Origin of the sequence: Pseudomonas sp. 22085 (genome assembly GCF_052045815.1) — a bacterium.
Lineage (GTDB): Bacteria > Pseudomonadota > Gammaproteobacteria > Pseudomonadales > Pseudomonadaceae > Aquipseudomonas > Aquipseudomonas glycinae.
On record NZ_JBQEQA010000008.1, the window covers coordinates 105,912 to 129,926 of the forward strand.

The following is a 24,015-nucleotide window of genomic DNA, read 5'->3' on the forward strand; positions in this document are numbered from 1 at the left end:
TAAACGCCAACAGGCAGCACTGCAAAGTGCTGCCTGTGCGCTCACCCACGTATTGCACCCGGCGATTATTCGCTGGAGAGCAGGTCCATGGTGTGCTTGTCCATCATTTCCAATGCACGGCCACCGCCGCGAGCGACGCAGGTCAGCGGATCTTCGGCAACGATTACCGGCAGACCGGTTTCCTGGGCCAGCAGCTTGTCCAGGTCACGCAGCAGCGCGCCACCACCGGTCAGCACCAGGCCACGCTCGGCGATGTCGGAAGCCAGTTCCGGCGGCGATTGCTCCAGAGCGCTTTTCACCGCCTGAACGATGGTTGCCAGCGACTCTTGCAGAGCTTCCAGCACTTCGTTGGAGTTCAGGGTGAATGCACGTGGAACGCCTTCGGCCAGGTTGCGACCACGAACGTCGACTTCGCGAACTTCGCCGCCCGGATAGGCCGTGCCGATTTCCTGCTTGATGCGTTCGGCGGTGGATTCGCCGATCAGGCTGCCGTAGTTGCGGCGCACGTAGGTGATGATCGCTTCGTCGAAGCGGTCGCCGCCAACACGCACGGATTCGGCATAGACCACACCGTTCAGGGAGATCAGCGCGATTTCGGTGGTACCACCACCGATATCCACGACCATCGAACCGCGAGCTTCTTCAACCGGCAGGCCGGCACCGATCGCTGCCGCCATCGGCTCTTCGATCAGGAACACTTCACGGGCACCGGCGCCAAGGGCCGATTCACGGATGGCACGACGCTCAACCTGGGTGGACTTGCATGGAACGCAGATCAGCACACGAGGGCTGGGCTGCAGAAAGCTGTTTTCGTGAACCTTGTTGATAAAGTATTGCAGCATCTTTTCGCAGACGCTGAAGTCGGCGATCACGCCGTCCTTCATCGGACGAATGGCAGCAATGTTGCCCGGCGTACGGCCGAGCATGCGCTTGGCCTCGGTGCCGACAGCGACGACACTTTTCTGGTTACCGTGTGTCCGAATGGCCACAACCGATGGCTCATTCAGGACGATACCGCGCTCGCGCACGTAAATAAGGGTGTTGGCAGTGCCCAGGTCAATGGAAAGATCGCTGGAAAACATGCCACGCAGTTTCTTGAACATGGGAAAGGGACCCTAGGCAACGCGTGGGTAAAAAAGTGCGGCAAACTCTAACAACGACAGGGATTTTGGGCAAGGCGCCAATATGTTAAATTGGCCGCTTTTCTGTGCACCAAGCCCCACAATCGCGGCCTTATGACCGTAGAAGTGCGGTAGTGTTCCGACAATCTAACACACGGACGCCGTCCGTCCTGTTTTCCACTGGAGAAACCCGATGGCGCTAGAACGCTCCGACGTGGAAAAAATCGCTCATCTGGCCAGCCTTGGCCTTAATGACGCCGATCTTCCACACATCACTTCGGCCCTCAACAGCATTCTCGGGCTGGTCGACGAAATGCAGGCGGTCAATACCGACGGTATCGAGCCGCTGGCCCACCCGCTGGAAGCCAGTCAGCGCCTGCGCGCCGATGTCGTGACCGAAAGCAATAACCGCGAGGCTTATCAGTCCATCGCACCAGCGGTCGAAAACGGCCTGTACCTGGTTCCGAAAGTCATCGACTAAAGGGAAAGAGCCTGCAATGCATCAATTGACTCTGGCCGAGATCGCCCGCGGTCTCGCCGATAAAAAGTTTTCTTCCGAAGAGCTGACCAAAGTCCTGCTGGCGCGTATCACCCAGCTCGATCCGCAGCTCAACAGTTTCATCAGCCTCACCGAAGAGCTGGCCCTCGAGCAGGCGAAAGCCGCCGACGTGCGCCGGGCCAATGGTGAGAGTGGCGCCCTGCTCGGTGCGCCGATCGCCCACAAGGATCTGTTCTGCACCCAGGGCATCCGCACCAGCTGCGGCTCGAAGATGCTCGACAACTTCAAGGCTCCATACGACGCCACCGTGGTGTCGAAGCTGGCCGCCGCCGGCACCGTGACTCTGGGCAAGACCAACATGGACGAATTCGCCATGGGTTCGGCCAACGAGTCGAGCTGGTACGGCGCGGTGAAAAACCCGTGGAACCTGGAACACGTGCCGGGCGGTTCGTCCGGAGGTTCGGCGGCGGCAGTTGCCGCTCGTCTGCTGCCTGCCGCGACGGCCACCGACACTGGCGGCTCGATCCGTCAGCCGGCCGCGTTCACCAACCTCACCGGCCTGAAGCCGACCTACGGTCGCGTGTCGCGTTGGGGCATGATCGCTTACGCCTCCAGCCTCGATCAGGGCGGCCCTCTGGCACGCACGGCCGAAGACTGCGCAATTTTGTTGCAAGGTATGGCCGGCTTCGATCCGAACGACTCCACCAGCATCGATGAGCCAGTGCCGGACTACGCCGCCGGTCTGAACGGTTCGCTGCAAGGCCTGCGCGTCGGTGTGCCGAAGGAGTACTTCGGTGCCGGTCTCGACCCGCGCATCGCCGAACTGATCCAGAACAGCATCAAGGAGCTGCAAAAGCTCGGTGCCGTGATCAAGGAAATCAGCCTGCCGAACATGCAGCACGCGATCCCTGCGTACTACGTGATCGCCCCGGCAGAAGCCTCCTCCAACCTGTCGCGTTTCGACGGCGTGCGCTTCGGCCACCGCTGCGCAGACCCGAAGAACCTGGAAGACCTGTACAAGCGCTCCCGTGGCGAAGGCTTCGGGCCTGAAGTGCAGCGCCGGATCATGGTCGGTGCCTACGCACTGTCCGCCGGTTACTACGACGCCTACTACCTGAAAGCGCAGAAGATCCGTCGCCTGGTGAAGAACGACTTCATGACTGCCTTTAATGAAGTCGACATCATCCTCGGCCCGACCACGCCAAACCCGGCCTGGAAACTCGGTGCCAAGAACAGCGACCCGGTCGCTGCCTACCTGGAAGACGTCTACACCATCACCGCCAACCTCGCGGGCCTGCCGGGCCTGTCGATGCCGGCCGGTTTCGTCGACGGTCTGCCGGTCGGCGTGCAACTGCTCGCTCCGTATTTCCAGGAAGGCCGTTTGCTCAATGTTGCGCACCAGTATCAGTTGAACACTGACTGGCACACCCGCACCCCAACCGGCTTCTGAGGAGACACACATGCAATGGGAAGTCGTGATCGGGCTGGAGATTCACACCCAGCTCACCACCCGGTCGAAAATCTTTTCCGGTAGTTCCACCCAGTTCGGTTCCGAGCCGAACACCCAGGCCAGCCTGATCGACCTGGGCATGCCCGGCGTGCTGCCGGTGCTCAACCAGGAAGCAGTGCGCATGGCGGTGATGTTCGGTCTGGCGATTGACGCCGAGATCGGCCAGCACAACGTGTTCGCCCGTAAAAACTATTTCTACCCGGACCTGCCGAAGGGCTACCAGATCAGCCAGATGGAATTGCCGATCGTCGGCAAGGGCCACCTGGACATCGCCCTGGAAGACGGCACGGTCAAACGCATCGGCATTACTCGCGCGCACCTGGAAGAAGACGCCGGCAAGAGCCTGCACGAAGAATTCAGCGGTGCCACCGGCATCGACCTGAACCGTGCCGGCACACCGCTGCTGGAAATCGTTTCCGAGCCTGACATGCGCAGCGCCAAGGAAGCCGTGGCCTACGTCAAGGCGATCCACGCGCTGGTACGTTACCTGGGCATCTGCGATGGCAACATGGCCGAAGGCTCGCTGCGTTGTGACTGCAACGTGTCGGTACGTCCGAAAGGTCAGGTCGAGTTCGGCACCCGCTGCGAGATCAAGAACGTCAACTCGTTCCGCTTCATCGAGAAGGCGATCAACTCCGAGATCCAGCGTCAGATCGACCTGATCGAAGACGGCGGCAAAGTGATCCAGCAGACCCGTCTGTACGATCCGAACAAGGACGAGACCCGTCCGATGCGCAGCAAAGAGGAAGCCAACGACTACCGTTACTTCCCCGATCCGGACCTGCTGCCGGTGGTCATCGAGGACTCGTTCCTCAACGACGTGCGCGCCACCCTGCCGGAGCTGCCACCGCAAAAACGCGAGCGCTTCCAGAGTGCGTTCGGTCTGTCGGCCTACGACGCCAATGTGCTGGCCACCAGCCGTGAGCAGGCGGACTACTTCGAGAAAGTGGCAGCCATCGGCGGCGACGCCAAACTGGCGGCGAACTGGGTGATGGTCGAGTTGGGCAGCCTGCTCAACAAGCAGAACCTGGACATCGAGGATTCACCGGTTTCGGCCGAGCAACTGGGCGGCATGCTGCTGCGCATCAAGGACAACACCATCTCCGGCAAGATCGCCAAGGTGGTGTTCGAAGCGATGGCCAACGGCGAAGGCAGCGCGGACGAGATCATCGAAAAGCGCGGCCTGAAGCAGGTTACCGACAGCGGCGCGATCTCGGCGGTGCTGGACGAAATGCTCGCGGCCAACGCCGAGCAGGTCGAGCAATACCGCGCGGCAGACGAAGCCAAGCGCGGCAAGATGTTCGGCTTCTTCGTCGGTCAGGCCATGAAAGCCTCCAAGGGCAAGGCCAACCCGCAGCAAGTGAACGAACTGCTGAAAAGCAAGCTCGAAGGCTGACGATGGCCCCGCGCCTGAGGATCGTTCCCACGCTCTGCGTGGGAATGCCGCCTCGGACGCTCCGCGTCCATTGCGGTGTGACGCAGAGCGTCACGGGGTGCATTCCCACGCCGGAGCGTGGGAACGATCACTTGGGAGCTTATGAATGAAACGTCTGCTCGGCGCCTGCGCCCTGCTCTCCTTGCTGGCCGGTTGCGCCAGCACCGATGTCATCGACCCGCACGGTTACGACCAGACCGGTGTCGCCTCCTATTACGGTGCCAAGCACCACGGTAAACGCACCGCCAGCGGCGAAGCGTTCAACCAGAATTCCCTGACCGCCGCCCACCGCCAGTTGCCGTTCGGCACCCGGGTGAAGGTCACCAACCTGAAAAACGATGAATCCGTCGTGGTCCGCATCAACGACCGCGGCCCGCACACTCGTGGTCGCCTGATCGATGTTTCACGTGCGGCGGCCGAACAGCTCGGTATGCTGCGCAGTGGAACCGCCCGCGTTCGGGTCCAGGCCCTCGACGACTGATGGAGCGTCCACCATTTTCGGACTGACCGACTTACCCCTGATCAGCGTGATCGAATTGCTCAGCGGGCTGTTCCTGCTGATCGTCGGCGCCGAACTGATGGTACGCGCCGCCGTGCGTCTGGCCGCGCGCCTGCATTTGCGGCCGCTGATTATCGGCCTGACCATCGTCGCCCTCGGCAGCAGCGCTCCGCAAATGGCCGTCAGCCTGCAAGCCGTGCAGGCGCACACGCCGGACATCGCCGTCAGCAGCGTGATCGGCAGCAGCATTTTCAACATTCTCGTCACCCTCGGCCTGTCGGCACTGATCATTCCGCTGCGGGTATCGCGACAACTGGTGCGCCTCGACATCCCGTTGATGATCGGCGCCAGCCTGCTGGTGTTCGTGCTGGCGTGGAATGAAGAGCTCGGGCGCTTCGACGGCATTCTGTTGCTCGGCGCCCTCGCCCTGTATCTCGGATTATTGCTGCGCCAGTCGCGGCACTCGACCCGCCCGCACTCCGATCAACCGCACGATCCGCAGGCACCGTGGTTCACCAGCCTGCTGATGATTGTCGGCGGTCTGGGCATGCTGGTGTTCGCCGGGCACTTGCTGCTGGGCGCCGCCGTGGTCGTGGCCACCGACCTGGGGTTCTCCGAACGGGTAATCGGCCTGACCGTGGTCGCGGTCGGCACCTCGCTGCCGGAACTCGCCACCTCGCTGATCGCCGCGCTACGCGGTCAGCGGGACATCGCGGTGGGCAACGTGATCGGCGCCAACCTGTTCAACCTGCTTGGGGTGCTGGGCCTCACCGCACTGATCGCGCCGACGCCGCTGTCGGTCTCGCCGAACGCACTGGATTTCGACCTGCCGGTGATGCTCGGCGTCGCGGCGCTGTGCCTGCCGGTGTTCTATTCCGGCTACCGCGTGACCCGGGCTGAAGGCTTGTTGCTGCTTGGTTTGTATCTGGCATACGGGCTGCACGTGGTGTCGTTCACCACCGGCATGCCACTGGCCGGCAAACTCGAGCGATTGATGCTGTTTTATGTGCTGCCGACGCTGCTGGCGTTTCTGTTTTTCACGTCCGTACGCGCCTGGCGCCGCCAACACCACAAGAGGGATGTGCCATGACCGAATCGAAGAAATCCGGGGTTGAAGTCCGCCGTCAGGTAATGGGCGACGCGTTTGTCGACCGCGCGCTGGGCAATGCCACCGAATTCACTCAACCCTTGCAGGATTTCGTCAACGAACACGCCTGGGGCGGCGTGTGGAATCGAGAAGGTCTGCCGCTGAAAACCCGCAGCCTGATCACCCTCGCCGCGCTGACTGCGTTGAAGTGTCCGCAAGAGTTGAAGGGCCACGTGCGCGGTGCGCTGAACAATGGCTGCACGGTCGATGAGATCCGTGAAGCGCTGCTGCATTGCGCGGTGTACGCCGGCGTACCGGCGGCGATCGATGCGTTCCGCGCGGCGCAGGAAGTGATCGACAGTTACCAGAAGCCCGAGTAAGCGCCGGCCTCAGATCCACCCGCCCCACTGCAGGAAGAAGATCCCGATATTGGTGGTGATCGCCGCCATCAACGTGGTCAGCACGATGATCGCCGCCGCCAGTTCATGATTGCCCTGCGCCGCACGGGCCATGACGAAACTGGCGGCGGCGGTCGGGCTGCCGAAGTACAGAAACAGAATTCCCAGCTCCGCCCCGCGAAAGCCCCAGAGCCACGCGCCCAGCGTGGCGATCACCGGCAGACCGACCATCTTCACCAGACTCGAACTGAGCGCCATCTTGCCGCTCTTGCGCAGCGCCGCCAGCGACAGCGTGCCGCCAATGCAGATCAGTGCCAGCGGCAGCGTGGTCTGCGCCAGATACTGGCCTGAGGTTTCCAGCCACCCCGGCAGACCGATCTTGAAATAAGCGAAGGGCGCCGCCGCGATCACGCTGATGATCAACGGATTGCTGACCACGCTTTTGCAGATGCTCCACGGGTCCGACTTGATCACCGGGCTGTAGACCGCGAGCACGATGGTCGACAGGGTGTTGTAGAACAGGATCACCAGCGCTGCGAGAATCGCCCCGAGAGAAATCCCGTAGTCGCCGTACATGCTCGCCGCCAGCGCCAGGCCGATCACCCCGTTGTTGCCGCGAAATGCGCCTTGGGTGTAGATGCCGCGATCTTCACGCGGGCAGCGGAAAATCGCCCAGCCCCAGGCCACGGCAAAACTGACCAGCGTCGCGAGAGCGAAATAGATCAGCAGCGCCGGTTGCAGTGCCGCGTGCAGGTCGGCGTGCAGGATGCCGAGAAACAGCAGCGCCGGCATGGTGACGTTGAACACCAGCGACGATGCCGTGTGGATGAAGTTGTCGTTGATCCAGTCGATGCGTTTGAGCAGCACACCGAGAAAAAGCATGGCAAACACCGGCGCGGTGATGTTCAGGGTTTCGAGGAAGATTGCCAGCATGCCGGGGAGCCTTGGAGGTGAGCGTCGTTAGGGGGCTAATGATAAGCCACTTTCACCCTGATCGTTCCCACGCTCTGCGTGGTAACGTCTCCTGTGACGCTCCGCGTCACGCTGTTGGGACGCGGAGCGTCCCCGGCTGCATTCCCACGCGGAGCGTGGGAACGATCAACGGGGTGGTCTCAGGTGATAGGCGCCGGATTGAACAACGTAATGTCGTTATGCAGCTTGTGCTTCTCCGCCCACGTCTGTTGCTTGCCGCTCGCCACATCCAGGTAGTAGTGGAACAACTCCCAGCCCAACTCCTCGATGGTTGCGCGCCCGGTGGCAATCCGCCCGGCATCGATGTCGATCAGATCCGGCCAGCGTTGCGCCAGTTCGGTACGGGTCGAAACCTTCACCACCGGCGCCATGGCCAGACCATAAGGCGTGCCACGCCCGGTGGTGAACACATGCAGGTTCATCCCCGCCGCCAGTTGCAAGGTGCCGCAGACAAAGTCACTGGCTGGCGTCGCACAGAAAATCAAGCCCTTCTGCTTGAAACGCTCCCCAGGGCCGAGCACGCCACTGATCGCACTGTTGCCGGACTTCACGATCGAGCCCAATGACTTCTCGACGATGTTCGACAACCCGCCCTTCTTGTTGCCCGGCGTGGTGTTGGCGCTGCGATCCGCTTCACCCTTGGCCAGGTAACGGTCGTACCAGTCCATCTCGCGTACCAATTCCTCGGCAACGGTTTTGGTCTGGGCCCGTGAGGTCAGCAGGTAAATCGCATCACGCACTTCGGTGACTTCGGAAAACATCACCGTCGCCCCTGCCCGCAGCAGCAAGTCCGAGGCGTAACCCAGCGCGGGGTTGGCGGTGATGCCGGAAAACGCATCGCTGCCTCCGCACTGCATGCCGAGGATCAGCTCGGACGCCGGCACGGTTTCCCGGCGGCGCTGGTCGAGTTTCTTCAGCCGGACTTCAGCCAACTCCATGATCTGCTCGATCATCTCGGTGAAACCGTGGCTGGAGTCCTGCAAGCGATACAGCCACGGCTCGCTCAGATCCACCGAGGCATCGTCCTCGTGCATCACCTGCCCGGCCTGCAATTTCTCGCAGCCCAGGCTGATCACCAACGCCTCGCCACCGAGGTTCGGGTTGCGCGCCAGATTGCGTACGGTACGGATCGGAATGTAGGCGTCGGTGGCGGTGATAGCCACGCCACAACCGTAACTGTGGGTCAGCGCCACCACGTCATCGACGTTCGGGTACTTGGGCAGCAGTTCGTCCTTGATCCGCTTCACCGCGTGATCCAGCACCCCGGTGACGCACTGCACGGTGGTGGTGATCCCGAGAATGTTGCGCGTGCCGACGGTGCCGTCGGCGTTGCGATAACCCTCGAACGTGAAGCCTTCCAGCGGCGCCTGGGTGGCCGGCACTTCGGTGGACAGCGGCAGGCTGTCCAGCGGTGGCGCGGTTGGCATGCGCAGTTGATCTTCCTTGACCCAACTGCCACGGGGAATCGGCTGCAACGCATAGCCAATGATCTGGCCGTAGCGGATCACCGTGCCGCCCTCGGGGATGTCCACGAGGCTGACCTTGTGACTCTGCGGCACAAAATCCACCGTCACCAGGCCATCGGCAAATGCGGTGCCGGCCGGAACGCCCTGGTCGTTGACCACTACCACTACGTTGTCCCGCTCGTGCAGGCGGATGTAGCGCGGCGAGTCGGAATGTTCAATCAACTGCATGACGCCGCTCCTCAGGAATGCGCTTGAGACAATTTGCCGGTGGCTTCGGAACCGCCATTGGTTGGCGGCTCTTTAAGTACCACACGTTTGATCGGGCCGACGATCACCAGGTAGCTGAACACCGCCACGAGTGCGTTGGCTCCGACGAACACCAGTGCCCATTTGAACGAACCGGTGGAACTGATGATGTAGCCGATGACGATCGGGGTGGTGATCGAGGCGATGTTGCCGAAGGTATTGAACAGGCCGCCACTCAGACCAGCAATCTGTTTCGGCGAAGTGTCGGAGACCACCGCCCAGCCCAGCGCACCCACGCCTTTGCCGAAGAAGGCCAGGGCCATGAAGCCGACCACCATCCATTCAACGTCCACATAGTTGCAGGCCACGATGCTGCTCGAAACCAGCAGGCCGGCAATGATCGGCGCCTTGCGGGCAAAGGTCAGCGAATGGCCCTTGCGCAGCAGGTAATCGGAAATCACCCCACCGAGCACGCCGCCGATAAAGCCGCAGATCGCTGGCAACGAGGCGATGAAACCGGCCTTGAGGATGGTCATGCCGCGCTCCTGCACCAGGTACACCGGGAACCAGGTCAGGAAGAAATAGGTGATGCCGTTGATGCAGTACTGGCCCAGATAAACGCCGAGCATCATGCGATTGGTCAGCAGCTGGCGGATGTAATCCCATTTCGGGCCGTCAGCCTTTTTGCCTTGTTTCTGGTCCATGTCGACCATGCCGCCGTTGTCGGCGATGAACTTCACTTCCGCTTCGTTGGCCATCGGGTGTTGGCGCGGGCTGTGGATAACCTTGAGCCAGACCAGCGAGAACACGATACCGAGCAGGCCCATGACGATGAACACGTGCTCCCAGCCAAAGGAGAACACGATCCAGCCCATCAGCGGTGCGAACAGCACGGTGGCGAAGTATTGCGCCGAGTTGAAGATCGCCGAAGCAGTGCCGCGCTCGGCGGTCGGGAACCAGGCCGCGACGATGCGTGCGTTGCCGGGGAACGATGGCGCCTCGGCCAGACCGACCAGAAAGCGCAGCATGAACAGCGCGACGATGGCCGTGGACATGCCGAACTCACCGACGAAGCCTTGCAGCACGGTGAACAGCGACCAGGTGAAGATGCTCAGGGCATAGACTTTTTTCGAGCCGAAGCGATCGAGCAGCCAGCCGCCGGGAATTTGCCCGGCCACGTAGGCCCAACCGAAAGCAGAGAAGATGTAGCCGAGGGTGACCGCGTCGATGCCGAGGTCTTTTTGCAAGCTGGAACCGGCGATCGCGATGGTGGCGCGGTCGGCGTAGTTGATCGTGGTCACCAGAAACAGCATGAGCAGGATCAAATAGCGGACGTGAGTCGGCTTGGACGATTGCATGTAGATGTACTCCCACTGATTATTTTTATGCGCGGGTGGATCTTCTTTGGTGTTTCTTTTGTGGGAACTGACCTGCCGGCGATGGCATCACTGCGGTCTGACTGAAAAACCGAGGTGATGCCATCGCTGACAAGCCAGCTCCCACAGATCAGGAACCGATGTAGCTGGTCTTCACGACCGTGTAGAACTCTTGCGCATAGCGGCCTTGCTCACGTGAGCCATAGGATGAACCCTTACGGCCACCGAACGGAACGTGGTAATCGACACCGGCGGTCGGCAGGTTGACCATCACCATCCCGGCCTGGGAATGACGCTTGAAGTGGTTGGCATACTTCAGCGACGTGGTCGCGATACCCGCCGACAGGCCGAATTCAGTGTCGTTGGCCATGGCCAGCGCAGCCTCGTAATCGGCCACGCGGACGATGTTGGCCACCGGGCCGAAAATCTCTTCGCGGCTGATGCGCATCGAGGCTTCGCTGTCGGCAAACAGGGTCGGCGCGAGGAAGTAGCCCTCGGTGTCACACGTCACCAGACCACCGCCGCTGACCAGACGCGCACCTTCGGACTGACCGATGTCGATGTACTTCATGTCCTGCTCAAGCTGTGCTTGCGAAACCACCGGACCGATGTCGGTGCCGGCCTTCAGCGCGTGGCCGACCTTGATCGACTTCATGCGCTCGGCCATGGCTTCGACGAACTTGTCGTGAATCCCGGCGGTGACGATCAAGCGGCTCGATGCTGTGCAACGCTGGCCGGTGGAGTAGAACGCGCTCTGCACCGACAGCTCGACCGCTTGCTTGAGGTCGGCGTCGTCGAGAATGATCTGCGGGTTCTTGCCGCCCATCTCCAGCTGAACCTTGGCCTGACGCGACACGCAATTGACCGCGATCTGCCGACCCACACCGACGGAGCCGGTGAAGCTGATGCCGTCGACTTTCGGGCTGTTGACCAGCGCTTCACCGACCACGCGACCGCTGCCCATCACCAGGTTGAACACGCCGGCCGGGAAGCCTGCGCGGGAGATGATTTCGGCCAGCGCCCAGGCACAGCCCGGCACCAGATCCGCCGGCTTCAACACCACGCAGTTGCCATAGGCCAGGGCCGGGGCGATTTTCCACGACGGGATGGCAATCGGGAAGTTCCAAGGGGTGATCAGGCCGACCACACCCAGTGCTTCGCGGGTGACTTCGACGTTGACGCCCGGACGCACCGACGGCACGTAGTCGCCGGACAGGCGCAGGCACTCGCCGGCGAAGAACTTGAAGATGTTGCCAGCGCGGGTCACTTCGCCGATGGCTTCCGGCAGGGTCTTGCCCTCTTCCCGGGCCAGCAGGGTGCCGAGTTCTTCGCGGCGCGCGAGGATTTCAGTGCCGACTTTGTCCAGCGAATCGTGGCGGGCCTGAATGCCCGAAGTCGACCACGCCGGGAATGCAGCGCGAGCGGCGTCGATGGCGGCATTGACTTGAGCCAGGTCAGCCTTGGCGTAATCGCCGATGGTATCGCTCAGCTCGGACGGGTTGATGTTCGCCGAGTAATCGTTGCCGGCGACCCATTCACCGTTGATGTAGTTGTCATAGCGCTTGGTCACGAATCATTCTCCTGACGCAAAAAGCCGCTGATTGCTCAGCGGCCTTGTTTATAGAGGTGTGTTACTGAGCACCTTGCTTGTCGATCAGCGCAGCGAGCATTTCGTACTCTTCGCCGGTCAAGTCGGTCAGCGGCGCCCGCACCGGGCCTGCGTCATAACCGGCGATCTTGGCGCCAGCCTTGACGATGCTCACGGCGTAACCGGCCTTGCGGTTGCGGATGTCGAGGTACGGCAGGAAGAAGTCGTCGATGATCTTGCCGACGGTGGCGTGATCTTCGCGGGCAATGGCGTGGTAGAAGTCCATCGCGGTTTTCGGGATGAAGTTGAACACCGCCGACGAGTAGACCGGTACGCCCAGGGCCTTGTAGGCAGCGGCATAGACTTCGGCGGTCGGCAGACCGCCGAGGTAGCTGAAGCGATCGCCGAGGCGACGACGGATCGACACCATCAGTTCGATATCGCCCAGACCGTCCTTGTAACCGATCAGGTTCGGGCAGCGCTCGGCCAGGCGCTCCAGCAGTGGAGCGGTCAGACGGCAGACGTTGCGGTTGTACACCACCACACCAATGTTGACCGACTTGCACACCGCCTCAACGTGGGCGGCAACGCCGTCCTGGCTGGCTTCGGTCAGGTAGTGCGGCAGCAGCAACAGACCTTTGGCGCCCAGACGCTCGGCTTCCTGAGCGTATTCGATGGCCTGACGGGTCGAACCACCGACACCGGCGAGGATCGGCACGCTGCTGGCGCAGGTGTCGACGGCAGTCTTGATGATTTCCGAGTATTCGCTGGCAGCCAGGGAGAAGAATTCACCGGTGCCACCGGCGGCGAACAGGGCTGAAGCACCGTACGGGGCCAACCATTCCAGGCGTTTGATGTAGCCAGCGCGGTTGAAATCGCCCTGAGCATTGAAATCGGTCACCGGGAACGACAGCAGGCCGGCGGAGAGGATGGACTTCAGTTCTTGTGGATTCATTATTCGAACACCCTGGTAGCAACGTTTTTTTGTGAGTGGACCGTTCAGCCTTCGCCGAAGTTGTAGGTCATCGTACAACTTAAAATATAACCGTCAACTGCATTTCATCGCTGGGGGCTTTTTTTGTCGGACAGAATTTCTTTTTGACGTAGGAAATTTCTCGACTAGGCTCGATTTAACTGTATATGCATACAGTTAAATAAAACCTGCCGACGACATATCAAGGAGAAAGAAATGTCCGGTCTTCAAACCACATGCGTTGAAAAAACCACACCGGTCATCGCCCGTTTCGATGATCTTTTCACCCCCGGCGGCATCGCTTTCAGTGCAGAAAATCCGCATATGCTGTTGCATATCGCCGACTCGCACAGCGATGTCGCCCCCGTCGCCACCCTGCCCGCTCACGCCTTGAAGGGCAAACCGCAGTTGCGCTTCGAAGGTGCGGAACACACGGCTATCGGCGATAACACCTTGCTGCGTTTCGTTGAAAATACCGCGCCGGTACTGGCGCAAAACGTGCCACTGCATCTGCCGAACGGATTGGCGCTGACCTACGGCCAGGTACTGGCACTGGGCGGTGATTTCTATGGCGTCGTCGATCGGCCGATCAACGAAGGCGCTTCTGCGGCAGATCGCCTTCAGCGCTTCACGGCAGCCTTCGACACCCTGGCCGCGCTGCCGGCGTCAAAGGCCGAGGCGACACAAATTCTTGCGATCATGCAAAAGGAGATCGACGCGGTTAAACAGGCGATCAAGGACGGCAGGCAACCTCATGAGGCCTACGACGCTTTAGGAGATACGTTGTCGGAGGAGTGGAACAAAATCACCGGCGGCGGCAGTTTTGTCTCGGCGCTGTTCCCTCTTGGTCGCTATCTGAAACTGGCGGCGAACAACGCCGACCATTTCGGCGAATGGGCCCGACAAGCCTACATCGCCGGGCACACCGTTGCCCTGCAAACCGCCGCTGCCGCCCACGCCACTCAGGACGAACTGCAACTGGAGCGGGCCTACGCGATGAACGCGTTCGCTGACCACTACCTCACCGACCTGTTTTCCTCCGGACATTTGCGGGTGCCGCGCAAGGCCATGGCCGCCGCGGTGACGCCGAGTGACCTGGGCTCGCTGATCACTCGCTTCATGCACGACGAAGACAGCAAGTTCGGCCTCAAGGTACGCAACGGACATGGCGAGCAATGGCGGGCATTCGGTGACAAGCGCTACTTCGACGCCACGGACGCCGACAACCGCAATCAGGTGAATCGGGCGGTACAGGATTCGGCGGACGAGGTGTATGCCGCGTATTCAACCGGCAATGTACCGACCACCTTCAACGCGCTGCAACGGGTGCCGGATCTGACGGCCGTGCTGGATCCGGCCAACAACTTCTCACCACTATTCCGCCTTCAAGGCAACAAAGTCCTGCGGCGCAAGGATGTCAACAATCTCAACGACATCGCCACCGTCGACGACTGGTGGGGCTGGAGCACTTACCTGCTGCTCAAGGACTATCACCCAAGCGGCAACACCAATTAAGGAGCGATTCGATGACGATTAAATTGAAACTGGAACTGGCCTCGGGCCAATCGTTGAAAGGCGCGCCGCTGCAATTGCTGCGCGACGGCGTGGCCATCGCCCGGGCGTCGGTGGATGCTCATGGCCAGGCGACGTTCGACGTCCGACCCGGCCCCGGCAAACTCGCGGTCAGGGTCGATCATTCGATTCTGCCCGGAAGCTGAAATGCCCGGACAAGATTGCCCCGGCGCGCCTCACGAATTCGCCGGGTAAAGTGCAACGACTGCCGCGAAGGATCGCGGCAGATCTTTCAAGGAGAACGAAGCATGACGTTTGCCGCTGCACACCTTCCGCAATTTCCCGATCACGCCAGCGACTCGATCATCCTGCGGCTGTCGACGCTGGATGACGACCTGATCGTTCGTGTACCCGATGGCCAGAACACACCGCCGAACTGGGATGTGTACCCGATCCTCGGCGATGATCCGCAAGAACCTGAATGGCAGGGGCTGTCGGAACCGACCGGCGTCTGGGATGACGCACTGGATGACATGGTCGGCCTGACCGGAATCGAATTGAGCATCCCGAAATTCGAACTGGAAAAGTACCTGAACAGCGTCGTCGAACTGCGTTACAAGTTTGCCGACGAGTCCAGTCTGGAGCCTTGTTCGGAGCCGCTGAAACTCTACATCGAAGCCTGATTTCTCACCCCTGCGCCTGCGCCTCTTCATGCGCCTGACGCAGCCGTTCGCGGCTGTTGGTCAGGTGCAGGCGCATGGCCGCGCGGGCGGCATCGGAATCCTGACGGGCGATGGCGTCGTAGATTTCTTCGTGTTCGCGGCTCAGGCGACTCATGTAGTGCTGTTGATCGTCATGGGCCAGGCGCGCCGAGTTCAGCCGCGTGCGCGGAATGATGCTGGTGCCCAGGTGGGTCATGATGTCGGTGAAATAGCGGTTGCCGGTGGACAGCGCGATTTGCAGATGGAACTGGAAGTCCGACGCCACTGCATCGCTGGCGTGGGCCACGCTGTCATTCAGCGCATCAAGGGCCGCGCGCATCGCAGCAAGTTGCTCGGTGCTGCGGCGCTGCGCGGCAAGGCCGGCGGATTCGACTTCGAGGCTGATACGCAGTTCGAGAATGGCCAGCACGTCACGCAGGGTGACCACGGTGGCCGGGTCGATCCGGAAACCGCTCGGGCTCGGGGTGTCGAGCACGAAGGTGCCGATGCCATGACGGGTTTCCACCTGCCCCGCCGCCTGCAGCCGGGAAATAGCCTCGCGCACCACGGTGCGGCTGACGCCGTGGGCGTCCATGATCGCCGACTCGGTTGGCAACTTGTCGCCGCGCTTGAGCAGACCGTCGCGGATCTGCTCGGTCAGCACCGTCACCAGTTCCTGAGCCAGGCTGCGGCGCTTGCGAGGGAGTCGCGGGGTGTCGATCGGGTTTTCCATGGTCTGCATCTTGTCTCGAAAGTTCGGCTTGTGGGCATCATAGCTCAAGCGGGTTGTACGATCACTTTCCGTTTCCACACAAATCCTGTGGGAGGCGGCAAGCCAGCCCCCCACAGGGTTTGTGTGGACATATCAGGCGGTCACGTTCTGCTCAACCAGGTGACCACTGTCTATCCGCACATGCCGTGGATGGAAGCGCTTGAGGCTGCTGCGATGGCCGACGCTGACGATGCTCAGGCCCGGTAACTGGTCGATCAACGCCTGATACAACGTGGCTTCGTCTTCCTCATCCATCGCCGACGTCGCTTCGTCCATGTACAGCCATTGCGGTGCGTAGAGCAGCGCACGGGCGAAGGCCAGACGTTGCTGTTCGCCCGGCGAAAGCATGCGCTGCCAGTGGTTGGCTTCGTCCAGTCGAGCCACCAGATGTGGCAAGCGGCAGGTTTCCAACACTTGTGCATAACGCTCGGGCGCGTAGGTGTCGCCCGGTTGTGGATAACTCAAGGCATCGCGCAGGGTGCCGATCGGCAGATACGGTTTCTGTGGCAGGAATAGATAACGCGAGGCCGGCAAGCGAATGCTGCCGTGCCCCGCCGGCCACAAATGGCCCATCGCCCGTAACAGAGTGGATTTACCGCTGCCGGAACGACCGCTGAGCATCACCCGCTCGCCCGCCTCCACGGTCATGTCGGCATTGGTCAGCAGGTGACGACCGTCGGCCAGATCGAGGCCGAGGTTATGAACCTTCAGCTCATCGCCCTGATTCTGCACGTCGATGGCCGGTGCACGTTCTTCGTTGTCGGTCATGGCCTGACGGAAGCTCAGCAGACGATCACAGGTGGCGCGCCACGCGGCGAGGTCCGCATAGGCGTTGATGAACCAGCTGAAGTTCTCTTGCACGTTGCCGAACGCCGAGTTGATCTGCATCAGCTCACCCAGCTCGATCTTGCCGGTCAGGTAACGCGGGGCCGCGACGATGAAGGGAAAGATGATTGCGATCTGGCCGTAACCCGAGGTGAAGAACGTCAGGCGTTTGGACACCCGCATGATGTCCCAGAAGTTGTGCCAGACCAGACCGAAGCGATTGCTCAAACGACGATTCTCGTTCGGTTCGCCGTTGTACAACGCAATGCTCTCGGCATTCTCACGTACCCGCACCATGGAGAAACGCAGGTCGGCTTCGAAGCGTTGTTGCTGGTTGTTCAGGCCGATCAGGCGTCGACCGATCAGGTGCGTCAGCCAGCTGCCGACCGCCGCGTACAGCAGCGCACACCAGAACATGTAGCCGGGAATCTCGACGCCGAACACCTCGATGCTGCCGGACACGCCCCACAGAATGATCGAGAACGACACCAGGCTGACCACCGTGCGGATCAGGCCCAGGGCCAGACTCAAGGTGTTGCTGGTGAAGGTGTTGAGGTCTTCGGAAATCCGCTGGTCAGGGTTGTCGGTGTAACCGCCCTGCTCCAGCTGGTAATAGTTCTTGTGCCCGAGCCAGCGCTTGAAATGGTTCTCGGTGAGCCATGCCCGCCAGCGGATGGTCAGCATCTGCGTCAGGTACAGGCGATACACCGCGCCGAGGATCGCTACCGCCGCAATGCCGCAGAAATACAGGATCAACTGCCAGAACGCCGCCTCGTCCTTCTTCTGCAGGGCGTTGTAGAAATCCTTGTACCAACTGTTGATCCACACCGAGATCGCCACGCTGAACAACGTCAGCGCGATCACGGCGATCAGCAACGTCCAGGCCTTGCCCTTCTCTTCGCTGCGCCAGTAAGGCGTGGTCATGGCCCACACCTTGCGAAAAAACTGCCCGCGCACAGTATCGTTGACCGCGGAATATTCAGCGTTCTGATTCATGAAAAAGGCTCGATAAAGAAAAGAACAGACACGCACCGATCATAGATGATCGGTGCGCTTTATCGCGAGGGCTGGCGATGGTCGTTCAGCGCAGGTTCAGCGACGAACCGGGCGCTTCTGCAGTTTGCGCTGCAGGGTGCGGCGGTGCATGCCCAAGGCGCGGGCAGTGGCGGAGATATTGCCTTCGTGCTCGGTCAGCACACGCTGGATGTGCTCCCATTGCAGACGGTCAACCGACATCGGGTTTTCCGGTACCAGGCTGTCGAGGTCGGCGTGTTCGGACAGCAGCGCTGCCAGCACATCGTCGGCATCCGCCGGTTTGCACAGATAGTTGCAGGCGCCGCGCTTGATCGCTTCAACCGCCGTGGCGATGCTCGAGTAACCGGTGAGGATCACCACGCGCATTTCCGGGTCCAGTTCCAGCAGTTTCGGCAGCAGGACCAGACCGGAATCGCCGTCCATTTTCAGGTCCAGCGCGGCATAGTCCGGCAGATCGGCCTGGGCAATGGTCAGACCTTCTTCGGCGGAACCGGCGGTGCTGACGCGGAAACCACGGCGAGCCATGGCACGGGCCATCACCCGGGTGAAGGTCGCGTCGTCATCGACCAGCAGCAAATGCGGCAGTTCTTCGCCTTCGACTTGGATTTCGTCACTCATGTTGCTCTCCTCGGGCGCCGTGGGGCAGGCGCAGCTCGGTGAGCGTGCCGCCTTCCTCATGACTATAGAGTTTCACTGAGCCGCCGGCGCGTGTCACGCTGGCCTTGCTCAAAAACAGGCCCAGGCCGAAACCTTTGCCCTTGGTGGTAAAAAACGGTTTGCCGATCTGCTCGGCGATGGCCAGGGGCACACCGGCGCCATGATCGCGGATGCTGATGGTCAGGTCTTCGGCGGTCCAGTCCAGGGTCACCTGAAGGTTTTCCGGGCAGGCATCGGCGGCGTTGTTCAACAGATTCAACAAGGCCTGGGTCAGATCCGGCGGCGGCGCCACCCGCGGCAACGGGCCCTGGCCCAGACGCTGGAAGCGATAACTGGCCTCGGGGCGCATCAGGTGCCAGCGATTGAGCGCTTCGTCGAGCCACTCGGTGACATCCTGCATCTCCACCGCCATCCGGCGATTGGCTTCGGCGGCACGCACCAGTTGTTGCAGGGTCTCCTTGCAGAGTTTTACCTGATCCTTCAGCACCTTCAGGTCTTCCTGAAGCATCGGGTCGGGGTGATCCTGCTGCATTTCGTTGAGCAACACGCTCATGGTCGCCAGCGGTGTGCCCAGTTCATGGGCCGCACCGGCGGCCTGAGTCGCGACGGCCAGCAATTGCTGATCGCGCAGGCCTTCTTCACGGCGGATCGCGCGCAATTCTTCCTGACGGCGCAGCTCTTCGGCCATCCGCGCGGCGAAGAAGGTGATCACTGCTGCCGCGAGGGCAAAACTCAGCCACATGCCGTAGATCTGCAGGTTCTCCCGGGCGACCGGCAGGGTTTCCAGCGGATAGAAATGCGTCAGCATCAATGTGTACAAGGCCAGCGCAATACCGGACAGCACCACCGAATAACGCCATGGCAGCGTCACCGCAGCGATGGTGAGCGGCACCAGATAATACGAAACGAACGGGTTGGTCGAACCACCGGAGAAATACAGCAAGGCACTGTGGATAACCAGATCGCAGGCCAGTTGCAGCGCGTATTCGAGCTCGGTCACCGGCCACGAAGTGCGCAGGCGTACGGCGGTGAACACACACAGCAGAATCGAACAGCCGAGGGTCATCACCAGTTGCACCCACGGCAACGGCAACAGTTCCAGCCAGTAGGCCAGGCCCACGGAACCGGCCTGTGCGGCGAGCACCAGGGTGCGGATGAAAGTCAGCCGCCAGAGGTTCTGGCGAGTGGCGGAAGTCAGTTGTACGGGGGCGAGCATGAGCTCTCCTGATGAGCGCTCCAGGCGGATCGCACGGAGTATAACCAAGGCGCGGGCTTGAGAGGCGAAAGTGCGGCAAACGACCACACCAAAAAGCAGTTGCAAGTTGCGAGCTTCAAGCTACGAGCAAAAGCTTGCGGCTGAATCTCATCGCTGGCCTTGTCATCTGTATAGAAGTTGTAACTGGGCGAACCGGATCATAAACGCTAGAGTCTGATGGTTTCACGCAGGCCCCCGAACCATCACCTGCGCCCTCATCAAGGAGCTTTCATGCACACATTTCGCCGCAGCGCCGCCCTTCTCGCCCTGACCGTCGGCAGCGTCGCCAGCCTTCCGGCCCTGGCCGCCGATGAGCTGCACTACAACCAGATTTCCCTGCGCGCCGAAGTCAGCCAGGAAGTGGCCCGCGACCTGATGATCGTGACCCTCTACACCGAAGAACAGAACACTGACCCGGGCAAACTCGCCGCCGACGTCAGCACCACCATGAACAAGGCACTGGCCCAGGCCAAGCAGGTCAAAGACATCACCCTGCGCCAGGGCAGCCGCAACAGCTACCCGATCTACGACACCAAGGGCCAGAAAATCACCGGCTGGCGCGAACGCGCCGAACTGCGCCTGGAAAGCGCCGACTTCGCCGCCCTGTCCAAACTCACCGGCGAACTGCTGACCGACCTGAAAATGGGCGGCATGGACTTCGCCATCGCCGACCCGACCCGCAAGGCCAGCGAAGACCAACTGCTCAAAGAAGCCGTCACCGCCTTCAAGGCCCGCGCCCAACTGGCCACCGACGCCCTGGGCGGCAAGGGTTACAAAATCGTCAACCTGAACCTCAACAGCAACGGCTTCCCGCAACCGTACATGCGCGCCCCGATGATGATGAAAGCTGCCGGCATGGATTCGGCGCCCGTCACGCCTGAAGTTGAAGCAGGCACCAGCCAGGTCAGCCTCACGGCCGATGGCTCGATTGAAGTGTTGATGCCGTGATTGAGTAACGGCTGAATGAAAACCGGCGATCAGTGATGATCGCCGGTTTTTTTATGCTCGGGATTTGAGTTGTCAGCTCTGCCGTCATCGCTGGCAAGCCAGCTCCCACCAGTTCTGCGGATTTATTGAAATCGCGCACGACCCTTTGGGAGCGGGCTTGCCCGCGATGAACGATGACGCGGTCTCAAGCTCGCGGATCAACCCGGTCCAGCGCGCGGTTCACTGCAAGCTCGGCCAGCATGATGATCTGCTGGATACCGAGCGCCGTACTGCGTTGTGGTCCGCTGAGCTCATTGGCGAAATTGCTCGCGATGGTACTGGCCGACGCCAGGGACTCGCAGGCATTGGCCAGCAGGCTTTCGGTGTCGACGTTGGGTGTGACCATATACATCGTGCTCGGGCGCGGTTTGGAAGGATTGGGGCACAGGTAATAGTCGAGGGCGCGTTTGATGGCTTCGCGGTTGCGGGCGAGGTCTTCGGCGCGCATGGCTTCTTCGAGGGGTGTGGGTGTTTCGAGGGGTGGGTCGGGGACAACCTTGTTCATTGATTAACTCCTTGCTGAATTGAAGCCACCCAATGCCGTTCTCACGCGGCGAAGAGGTGGCAGCTATGTGCGGGGTGAGAAACCGGGCAAGGAGATTCCGGCCAGACCAAAGCCTGCCCGCACACAGCCGCCATAAATCAATTACAGGCAGCAAAAGCTGGCGGCAATTATGGTCGGACTGACGTTTTAATAACACTCGCTTGCCTGGGTTCTCACACCCAATCACAGAGTTTTCTGCGACAACCAAAGACTAGGGATCGTGGTTCCGACGGACAACCTGAAAAAATTGTGGGAAGGTTCGGTGAATCCCACACATCCTTAAACATCCGAAAATGGAACGCGGAGCGTCCCGGGCTGCATTCCCACGCGGAGCGTGGGAACGATCAAGCAGTCCGCAGTTGCATTCAGCTTTCCGCTTTCTGATTTCGGCTTCCCGCTTCTCGCTTCCCACCACTCAACACGATGAGCGTTAGCTCGAGTACCGCTTTTGATCTTCGGGCGACGTCGGAAGGCTGAGTGGAGGGATTTATCCGGGGGTGGGAGCGCAGCGACCGTTTGGCGAAGCCAAACACATCGAGAGGAGGTGCAGCGAAGCAAACCGGAGGCGATGCCCCCGGATGAATCCCGTAGCGAAGGAACCCCGAGCCCCAGCGAGGGGCCGAACGTAGGAGCAAGCGTTTTTGGTTACTTTTTAGGCGTTTGTAAAAAGTGACCCGCCGTAAGGGCGGAACCATAAGAAGCCGTTACCGCAGCATCGGATATGCACACAATCACCCCAGATATACCGAGATAGACACCTCACCTAGAAAAACGATATTTCCGCGCCCACCGAAACCCCGGCTACCCTCCTCCCCACAACTACCTCCAGTGCACCCGGGGACTCCATGGATCGATTCACCTTCAAACCACTTCTAATAACCCTGGCCCTGACCGCCATAACCCCAATCGCCAACGCAGCCACAACCCTGGTCTATTGCTCCGAAGCCAGCCCCGCCGGCTTCGACCCCAGCCAATACACCAGCGGCACCGACTTCGATGCCTCCGCCGAAACCGTCTTCAACCGCCTCACCCAATTCAAACGCGGCGGCACCGAAGTCGAACCCGGTCTGGCGACCAAATGGGACGTAAGCCCGGACGGCCTCCAGTACACCTTCCACCTGCGCCAAAACGTAAAATTCCACACCACCGACTACTTCACCCCGACCCGAACCTTCAACGCCGACGACGTCCTGTTCACCTTCCAGCGCCTGCTCGACCCGGAGAACGCCTTTCGCAAGGCCTACCCCGCCGAGTCCCCGTACTTCACCGACATGGGCCTGAACACCACGATCAAATCCGTGGAAAAACTCGACGACAACACCGTGCGCTTCAACCTGAACAATGTCGACGCCGCGTTCGTGCAAAACCTCGCCATGAGCTTCGCCTCGGTGCAATCGGCCGAATACGCCGCCCAATTGCTGAAGGAAGGCAAAGCAGCAGACCTCAACCAGAAACCGGTCGGCACCGGCCCGTTCGTGTTCAAGCGCTATCAGAAGGACGCGCAGATCCGCTACGCCGCGAACAAGGACTACTGGAAACCGGAAGACGTGAAGCTCGACAACCTGGTGTTCTCGATCACCCCGGACGCCGCCGTACGCCTGCAAAAGCTCAAGACCGGCGAATGCCAGGTCAGCGGTTACCCGCGCCCCGCCGACATCGAAGTGATGGAAAAAGACCCGAACCTGCGGGTGTTGAAGCAACCCGGTTTCAACCTCGGCTTCCTCGCCTACAACACCACCCATCCGCCGCTGGATCAGCTCAAAGTGCGCCAGGCGCTGGACATGGCCATCGACAAACCGGCGATCATCAAGGCGGTTTACCAGAGTGCCGGACAGCTGGCGCAGAACGCCTTGCCGCCAGCGCAATGGTCGTTCGATCCGAACATAAAGGACGCGCCGCACGACCCTGCAAAAGCCAAAGCGCTACTCAAGGAAGCCGGGGTTGCACCGGGTACAACCATCAATCTCTGGGCCATGACCGTGCAGCGTGCCTCGAACCCGAATGCGCGGATGTCGGCTCAGATGATCCAGCAGGATTGGGAGAAAATCGGCATCAAGGCCAACATCGTCAGCTATGAATGGGGCGAGTACATCAAGCGCGCCAAGAACGGCGAGCACGACGCGATGATCTACGGCTGGACCGGTGACAACGGCGACCCGGACAACTGGCTGGGGGTGCTTTACAGCTGCGCGGCGGTGAAAGGCAGCAACTACGCCAAATGGTGCGACCCGGCCTACGACAAGCTGGTGCAGCAGGCCAAGGTGTCCACCGATAAATCGCAACGGGTAAAACTGTATCAACAGGCGCAACTCATCCTTAAACAGCAGGTGCCGATCACGCCGATCGCCAACTCCACGGTGTTCCAGCCGCTGCGCAAGGAAGTCACCGATTTCAAGATCAGCCCGTTCGGTCTAACCCCCTTCTATGGCGTGGGTATAAATAAGTAACACCCGGCCCCATTCCGGCGCGCACAACGTGACCAACGCACCGTTTTGGGGCCCCGTTTGCACCGTAAAAACCGGCCGCAAACGGTCAAATGCGTCAGAAGTTATACGGA

General features: G+C 60.9%; 22 protein-coding genes. 11 read left to right on the plus strand and 11 right to left on the minus strand.

All coding sequences use genetic code 11. From position 1 onward, the window contains the following. Positions 1 to 65 precede the first annotated feature (65 nt). On the minus strand, positions 66 to 1,103 hold the full coding sequence (gene mreB, locus ACTJK7_RS12025) for a rod shape-determining protein MreB (protein ID WP_002555108.1): 1,038 nt from the start codon (positions 1,101 to 1,103) through the stop codon (positions 66 to 68). A 211-nt stretch (positions 1,104 to 1,314) separates the two neighbouring features. Between mreB and gatC the strand changes: the two genes are divergently transcribed. The 6 genes from gatC to ACTJK7_RS12055 all read left to right on the plus strand — a co-directional run bounded on the left by gatC (position 1,315) and on the right by ACTJK7_RS12055 (position 6,531). Beyond that, complete coding sequence (gene gatC, locus ACTJK7_RS12030; RefSeq protein ID WP_007953612.1) at positions 1,315 to 1,602, plus strand: Asp-tRNA(Asn)/Glu-tRNA(Gln) amidotransferase subunit GatC; 288 nt, start codon at positions 1,315 to 1,317, stop codon at positions 1,600 to 1,602. A gap of 16 nt (positions 1,603 to 1,618) precedes the next feature. Beyond that, positions 1,619 to 3,070: an Asp-tRNA(Asn)/Glu-tRNA(Gln) amidotransferase subunit GatA gene (gene gatA, locus ACTJK7_RS12035; RefSeq protein WP_108559582.1), complete on the plus strand. Its 1,452-nt coding sequence runs from the start codon at positions 1,619 to 1,621 to the stop codon at positions 3,068 to 3,070. 10 nt (positions 3,071 to 3,080) lie between these two features. Then, on the plus strand, positions 3,081 to 4,526 hold the full coding sequence (gene gatB, locus ACTJK7_RS12040) for an Asp-tRNA(Asn)/Glu-tRNA(Gln) amidotransferase subunit GatB (protein ID WP_440780385.1): 1,446 nt from the start codon (positions 3,081 to 3,083) through the stop codon (positions 4,524 to 4,526). 145 nt (positions 4,527 to 4,671) lie between these two features. Continuing rightward, on the plus strand, positions 4,672 to 5,046 hold the full coding sequence (locus ACTJK7_RS12045) for a septal ring lytic transglycosylase RlpA family protein (RefSeq protein ID WP_011332454.1): 375 nt from the start codon (positions 4,672 to 4,674) through the stop codon (positions 5,044 to 5,046). Positions 5,047 to 5,092: 46 nt separating this feature from the next. Continuing rightward, complete coding sequence (locus ACTJK7_RS12050; RefSeq protein ID WP_108559580.1) at positions 5,093 to 6,154, plus strand: calcium/sodium antiporter; 1,062 nt, start codon at positions 5,093 to 5,095, stop codon at positions 6,152 to 6,154. Further along, complete coding sequence (locus tag ACTJK7_RS12055; RefSeq protein WP_011332452.1) at positions 6,151 to 6,531, plus strand: carboxymuconolactone decarboxylase family protein; 381 nt, start codon at positions 6,151 to 6,153, stop codon at positions 6,529 to 6,531. The genes ACTJK7_RS12050 and ACTJK7_RS12055 overlap by 4 nt, the downstream gene beginning before the upstream one ends. A gap of 9 nt (positions 6,532 to 6,540) precedes the next feature. Here the strand turns inward: ACTJK7_RS12055 and ACTJK7_RS12060 are convergent, their stop codons facing one another. The 5 genes from ACTJK7_RS12060 to kdgD form a co-directional block, all read right to left on the minus strand. After that, complete coding sequence (locus ACTJK7_RS12060; RefSeq protein WP_064382550.1) at positions 6,541 to 7,482, minus strand: AEC family transporter; 942 nt, start codon at positions 7,480 to 7,482, stop codon at positions 6,541 to 6,543. Positions 7,483 to 7,661: 179 nt separating this feature from the next. After that, on the minus strand, positions 7,662 to 9,215 hold the full coding sequence (garD, locus tag ACTJK7_RS12065) for a galactarate dehydratase (RefSeq protein ID WP_064382551.1): 1,554 nt from the start codon (positions 9,213 to 9,215) through the stop codon (positions 7,662 to 7,664). 11 nt (positions 9,216 to 9,226) lie between these two features. Beyond that, positions 9,227 to 10,591: an MFS transporter gene (locus tag ACTJK7_RS12070; protein WP_041475503.1), complete on the minus strand. Its 1,365-nt coding sequence runs from the start codon at positions 10,589 to 10,591 to the stop codon at positions 9,227 to 9,229. A gap of 148 nt (positions 10,592 to 10,739) precedes the next feature. After that, complete coding sequence (locus ACTJK7_RS12075) at positions 10,740 to 12,179, minus strand: aldehyde dehydrogenase family protein (protein ID WP_011332449.1); 1,440 nt, start codon at positions 12,177 to 12,179, stop codon at positions 10,740 to 10,742. A 61-nt stretch (positions 12,180 to 12,240) separates the two neighbouring features. Then, entirely contained in the window at positions 12,241 to 13,152 is a 912-nt protein-coding gene (gene kdgD, locus ACTJK7_RS12080; protein WP_011332448.1) for a 5-dehydro-4-deoxyglucarate dehydratase, read from the minus strand. A gap of 234 nt (positions 13,153 to 13,386) precedes the next feature. On the opposite strand from kdgD, the gene ACTJK7_RS12085 reads away from it, so the two are divergent. From ACTJK7_RS12085 to ACTJK7_RS12095, 3 genes are all read left to right on the plus strand, one after another. Beyond that, a complete protein-coding gene (locus ACTJK7_RS12085; protein ID WP_108559578.1) occupies positions 13,387 to 14,685 on the plus strand; it encodes a phospholipase in 1,299 nt (432 codons plus the stop codon). An 11-nt stretch (positions 14,686 to 14,696) separates the two neighbouring features. Continuing rightward, a complete protein-coding gene (locus ACTJK7_RS12090; RefSeq protein ID WP_440780386.1) occupies positions 14,697 to 14,888 on the plus strand; it encodes a hypothetical protein in 192 nt (63 codons plus the stop codon). A gap of 102 nt (positions 14,889 to 14,990) precedes the next feature. Further along, positions 14,991 to 15,365: a hypothetical protein gene (locus ACTJK7_RS12095; RefSeq protein WP_236195800.1), complete on the plus strand. Its 375-nt coding sequence runs from the start codon at positions 14,991 to 14,993 to the stop codon at positions 15,363 to 15,365. Between the two features lie 4 nt (positions 15,366 to 15,369). Here ACTJK7_RS12095 and ACTJK7_RS12100 read toward each other — a convergent pair whose 3' ends face one another. The 4 genes from ACTJK7_RS12100 to ACTJK7_RS12115 form a co-directional block, all read right to left on the minus strand. Next, complete coding sequence (locus ACTJK7_RS12100) at positions 15,370 to 16,116, minus strand: FadR/GntR family transcriptional regulator (protein WP_085654724.1); 747 nt, start codon at positions 16,114 to 16,116, stop codon at positions 15,370 to 15,372. 132 nt (positions 16,117 to 16,248) lie between these two features. Further along, entirely contained in the window at positions 16,249 to 17,976 is a 1,728-nt protein-coding gene (locus ACTJK7_RS12105) for an ABC transporter ATP-binding protein/permease (RefSeq protein ID WP_064382555.1), read from the minus strand. 96 nt (positions 17,977 to 18,072) lie between these two features. Further along, the gene (locus ACTJK7_RS12110; RefSeq protein WP_003221630.1) at positions 18,073 to 18,633 is read right to left on the minus strand and encodes a response regulator transcription factor; all 561 of its coding nucleotides are present in this window, start codon (positions 18,631 to 18,633) and stop codon (positions 18,073 to 18,075) included. Beyond that, a complete protein-coding gene (locus ACTJK7_RS12115; protein ID WP_064382556.1) occupies positions 18,626 to 19,888 on the minus strand; it encodes an ATP-binding protein in 1,263 nt (420 codons plus the stop codon). Before ACTJK7_RS12115 ends, ACTJK7_RS12110 begins: the two co-directional genes overlap by 8 nt. Before the next feature lie 270 nt (positions 19,889 to 20,158). Here ACTJK7_RS12115 and ACTJK7_RS12120 point away from each other — a divergent pair, with 270 nt between their 5' ends. Then, positions 20,159 to 20,875, plus strand: coding sequence for an SIMPL domain-containing protein (locus tag ACTJK7_RS12120; RefSeq protein ID WP_064382557.1), 717 nt, complete (start codon positions 20,159 to 20,161; stop codon positions 20,873 to 20,875). Between the two features lie 184 nt (positions 20,876 to 21,059). On the opposite strand, the gene ACTJK7_RS12125 is transcribed toward ACTJK7_RS12120, so the two are convergent. Beyond that, positions 21,060 to 21,419, minus strand: a complete 360-nt coding sequence (locus tag ACTJK7_RS12125; RefSeq protein ID WP_440780388.1) for a DUF6124 family protein — start codon at positions 21,417 to 21,419, stop codon at positions 21,060 to 21,062. An 884-nt stretch (positions 21,420 to 22,303) separates the two neighbouring features. On the opposite strand from ACTJK7_RS12125, the gene ACTJK7_RS12130 reads away from it, so the two are divergent. Beyond that, the gene (locus ACTJK7_RS12130; protein ID WP_440780389.1) at positions 22,304 to 23,905 is read left to right on the plus strand and encodes an ABC transporter substrate-binding protein; all 1,602 of its coding nucleotides are present in this window, start codon (positions 22,304 to 22,306) and stop codon (positions 23,903 to 23,905) included. Positions 23,906 to 24,015 lie beyond the last annotated feature (110 nt).

Coding starts and splice junctions, on each gene's coding strand:
- mreB (WP_002555108.1), bottom strand. CDS start 1,103: ATGTTCAAGAAACTGCGTGGCATGTTTTCCAGCGATCTTTCCATTGAC.
- gatC (WP_007953612.1), top strand. CDS start 1,315: ATGGCGCTAGAACGCTCCGACGTGGAAAAAATCGCTCATCTGGCCAGC.
- gatA (WP_108559582.1), top strand. CDS start 1,619: ATGCATCAATTGACTCTGGCCGAGATCGCCCGCGGTCTCGCCGATAAA.
- gatB (WP_440780385.1), top strand. CDS start 3,081: ATGCAATGGGAAGTCGTGATCGGGCTGGAGATTCACACCCAGCTCACC.
- ACTJK7_RS12045 (WP_011332454.1), top strand. CDS start 4,672: ATGAAACGTCTGCTCGGCGCCTGCGCCCTGCTCTCCTTGCTGGCCGGT.
- ACTJK7_RS12055 (WP_011332452.1), top strand. CDS start 6,151: ATGACCGAATCGAAGAAATCCGGGGTTGAAGTCCGCCGTCAGGTAATG.
- ACTJK7_RS12060 (WP_064382550.1), bottom strand. CDS start 7,482: ATGCTGGCAATCTTCCTCGAAACCCTGAACATCACCGCGCCGGTGTTT.
- garD (WP_064382551.1), bottom strand. CDS start 9,215: ATGCAGTTGATTGAACATTCCGACTCGCCGCGCTACATCCGCCTGCAC.
- ACTJK7_RS12070 (WP_041475503.1), bottom strand. CDS start 10,591: ATGCAATCGTCCAAGCCGACTCACGTCCGCTATTTGATCCTGCTCATG.
- kdgD (WP_011332448.1), bottom strand. CDS start 13,152: ATGAATCCACAAGAACTGAAGTCCATCCTCTCCGCCGGCCTGCTGTCG.
- ACTJK7_RS12085 (WP_108559578.1), top strand. CDS start 13,387: ATGTCCGGTCTTCAAACCACATGCGTTGAAAAAACCACACCGGTCATC.
- ACTJK7_RS12090 (WP_440780386.1), top strand. CDS start 14,697: ATGACGATTAAATTGAAACTGGAACTGGCCTCGGGCCAATCGTTGAAA.
- ACTJK7_RS12095 (WP_236195800.1), top strand. CDS start 14,991: ATGACGTTTGCCGCTGCACACCTTCCGCAATTTCCCGATCACGCCAGC.
- ACTJK7_RS12100 (WP_085654724.1), bottom strand. CDS start 16,116: ATGGAAAACCCGATCGACACCCCGCGACTCCCTCGCAAGCGCCGCAGC.
- ACTJK7_RS12105 (WP_064382555.1), bottom strand. CDS start 17,976: ATGAATCAGAACGCTGAATATTCCGCGGTCAACGATACTGTGCGCGGG.
- ACTJK7_RS12110 (WP_003221630.1), bottom strand. CDS start 18,633: ATGAGTGACGAAATCCAAGTCGAAGGCGAAGAACTGCCGCATTTGCTG.
- ACTJK7_RS12115 (WP_064382556.1), bottom strand. CDS start 19,888: ATGCTCGCCCCCGTACAACTGACTTCCGCCACTCGCCAGAACCTCTGG.
- ACTJK7_RS12120 (WP_064382557.1), top strand. CDS start 20,159: ATGCACACATTTCGCCGCAGCGCCGCCCTTCTCGCCCTGACCGTCGGC.
- ACTJK7_RS12125 (WP_440780388.1), bottom strand. CDS start 21,419: ATGAACAAGGTTGTCCCCGACCCACCCCTCGAAACACCCACACCCCTC.
- ACTJK7_RS12130 (WP_440780389.1), top strand. CDS start 22,304: ATGGATCGATTCACCTTCAAACCACTTCTAATAACCCTGGCCCTGACC.